General features: G+C 71.7%; 4 protein-coding genes. 3 read left to right on the top strand and 1 reads right to left on the bottom strand.

Annotation, left to right across the window (positions count from 1 at the left end):
• Nucleotides 1-35: 35 nt before the first annotated feature.
• The 3 genes from OQF71_RS14405 to OQF71_RS14395 all read left to right on the top strand — a co-directional run bounded on the left by OQF71_RS14405 (nt 36) and on the right by OQF71_RS14395 (nt 1855).
• A complete protein-coding gene (locus OQF71_RS14405; protein ID WP_280588504.1) occupies nt 36-725 on the top strand; it encodes a winged helix-turn-helix domain-containing protein in 690 nt (229 codons plus the stop codon).
• Nucleotides 726-813: 88 nt separating this feature from the next.
• Nucleotides 814-1266, top strand: coding sequence for a bifunctional nuclease family protein (locus OQF71_RS14400; RefSeq protein ID WP_280588503.1), 453 nt, complete (start codon nt 814-816; stop codon nt 1264-1266).
• 106 nt (nt 1267-1372) lie between these two features.
• Complete coding sequence (locus tag OQF71_RS14395; protein WP_280588502.1) at nt 1373-1855, top strand: acyl-CoA thioesterase; 483 nt, start codon at nt 1373-1375, stop codon at nt 1853-1855.
• Between the two features lie 19 nt (nt 1856-1874).
• Here the strand turns inward: OQF71_RS14395 and OQF71_RS14390 are convergent.
• Nucleotides 1875-2190: DUF123 domain-containing protein (locus tag OQF71_RS14390; protein ID WP_280588500.1), on the bottom strand; the 316-nt coding region annotated here is incomplete at its 5' end.

The raw sequence follows: 2190 nt of genomic DNA, 5'->3' as shown, positions 1-2190 counted from the left end.
ACCAACTTGTCTCCGCCCGGCGCGGAGTGGCGGCCATGTCGCGGCTGTTGCCCTCCCTCCCCGACGCGCCCCCCGACGACCGAGAGCCGCGGGTCGTGGGCGTCGACGACGAGGACGCGGACGACCTCATCGCCGCGCTCGGCTCCGAGACCGCCCGCGAGATCCTCTCGCACCTCCACGACGAACCGGCGACGAAGTCGGAGCTCGCGGCCGCGGTCGACACGTCGCTCCAGAACGTGCAGTATCACCTCGCGAAGCTCGACGGCGCCGACCTCGTCGACGTCGTCGACACCACCTACTCCGAGAAGGGCCGCGAGATGGACGTGTACGCGGCCGCCGACGAACCCCTCGTCCTGTTCGCCGGGGGGAGCGAGGAGTCGGCCGGGATCAAGAGCGCGCTGATGCGACTGCTCGGCGGCTACGCGCTCATCGGGCTGGCCGCCGTCGTCGCCCAGCGCGTCCTCGCGGTGGCTGGGCCGACGGCTCGCGTGACGACCACGACCGGGGACGCGGGGGTCACCACCGAGGACGCCGCGGGAGACGGGGGAACGAGCGGGGCCGCCGACGGGGGCGACGCCGCGATAGACGGCACGGTCGAGTACGTCGTCGACCCCCTCGCCGAGTACGCCGTCTCGGCGCTCGAACCCGGCGTCGTCTTCTTCCTCGGCGCGGCGCTCGTGTTCACGCTCGCGTGGGCGTACTGGTACCGGACCGCCGGTAGGTGAGGGACTGCCGAAAATGCGAGTCGTTCGGGCGGGCCGAGCGGCGTCGCCCGTGGGACAGCTATTCATGCCGCCGCCGCCACGATCCGATATGGAACACGAAGCCGAGGTCGTCGGGGTCGGAGCGGGCTCCGCACCGGGCGGCGACGTCCCGGCCGTCATCCTCTCCGTCCGGGGCGAGTACGTCCCGATATTCGTCAGCGCCGATCAGGCGCAGTCGATCGGGATGGCGCTGGAGGGCGAACCGTTCGACCGGCCGCTGACGCACGACCTACTCGTCGATATCCTCACCGAGTTCGGCGGGGCGATCGACCGCGTCCGGGTCGACGACCTCCGCGACGGGACCTTCTACGCGAAGGTCGACGCGGAGCGATACGACGACGGCGAGCCCGAGCGGTTCGTCTTCGACGCGCGCCCCTCCGACGCGCTCGCGCTCGCCGTCCGGATCGACTGCCCCATCATCGTCTCCGACGAGGTGATCGACGAGGCGGGACGCGCCCCGGACTCCGTCCACTTCGACGACGGCCCCCCGGAGGGCTCCTGACCGCGAGTCGCGCTCGCGACGCAGGGGGCCGGGCGCCGAGAGTTGGATGACGCGGGTCGAGCGCCGAGAGCCGGAGGTTCAAGTCGCCCGCCCGTCCACCGGCGGTATGGACGAGACGGCCACCGTCGCGGAGTCGTACACCGAGATGACCGAGATGCTGCTGCCGAACGACACGAACAACCTCGGGCGAGCGCTCGGGGGCGCGGTCCTCCACTGGATGGACATCTGCGGCGCCATCGCCGGGATGCGCTTCGCGAACCGACAGGTGGTCACCGCGTCGATGGACCACGTCGACTTCATCGCGCCCATCGAGACCGGCGAGGTCGCCGTGATCGAGGGGTACGTGTTCAACGTCGGGCGAACGAGCCTCGACGTGAAGGTCGACGTGCGCGCGGAGAACCCGCGGACGGACGAGGAGCGTCGGACGACGACGTCTTACTTCACCTTCGTCGCGCTCGACGACGAGGGGGCGCCGGCGAGCGTTCCCGAGTTGACCCATCCGACGCCGGAGGAGGAGGCGCTGCGCGAGGAGGCTATCGAAGGGCGGCGTGAACAGCTCACCGACATCGTCGAGCGGTACGACCTGTAGGTCCGCGATCGGGAGACCCCTACTCGCCGGCGACGACGTCGACCCGCGCGCCGTTTCCGTCGCCGTCGTCTGCATCGCGCGCGCCGGGACCCGCCGCTTCGACCGCCGCCTCGTGCGCGTCCCTGACCCGCGCGGCGAACGCGTCGAGCGAGTCGCCCTCGGCGGCGGCGAGGTGGCTCTCACAGTCGCAGTCGGACGCGCCGAACCCGTCTGCCGGTCCCGTCGAGAGCCGCTCGGCGACCGCGCACTCGACGTCGGCGCCGACGCTCCGGACGACGCGGTCGATCCGGACGGTCGGGTGGCCCAGCAGGTGGTCGGCGTGCCGATGGCGCACG

Source organism: Halorubrum sp. Boch-26, assembly GCF_029889805.1.
Taxonomy (GTDB): domain Archaea; phylum Halobacteriota; class Halobacteria; order Halobacteriales; family Haloferacaceae; genus Halorubrum.
Note: the sequence above shows the minus strand (reverse complement) of the source record. Positions and strands in the feature narration are given on the sequence as shown.

Bases quoted from the DNA above. Each gene is read 5' to 3' on its own strand.
- OQF71_RS14405 (WP_280588504.1), top strand. From the start codon at position 36: ATGTCGCGGCTGTTGCCCTCCCTCCCCGACGCGCCCCCCGACGACCGA.
- OQF71_RS14400 (WP_280588503.1), top strand. From the start codon at position 814: ATGGAACACGAAGCCGAGGTCGTCGGGGTCGGAGCGGGCTCCGCACCG.
- OQF71_RS14395 (WP_280588502.1), top strand. From the start codon at position 1,373: ATGGACGAGACGGCCACCGTCGCGGAGTCGTACACCGAGATGACCGAG.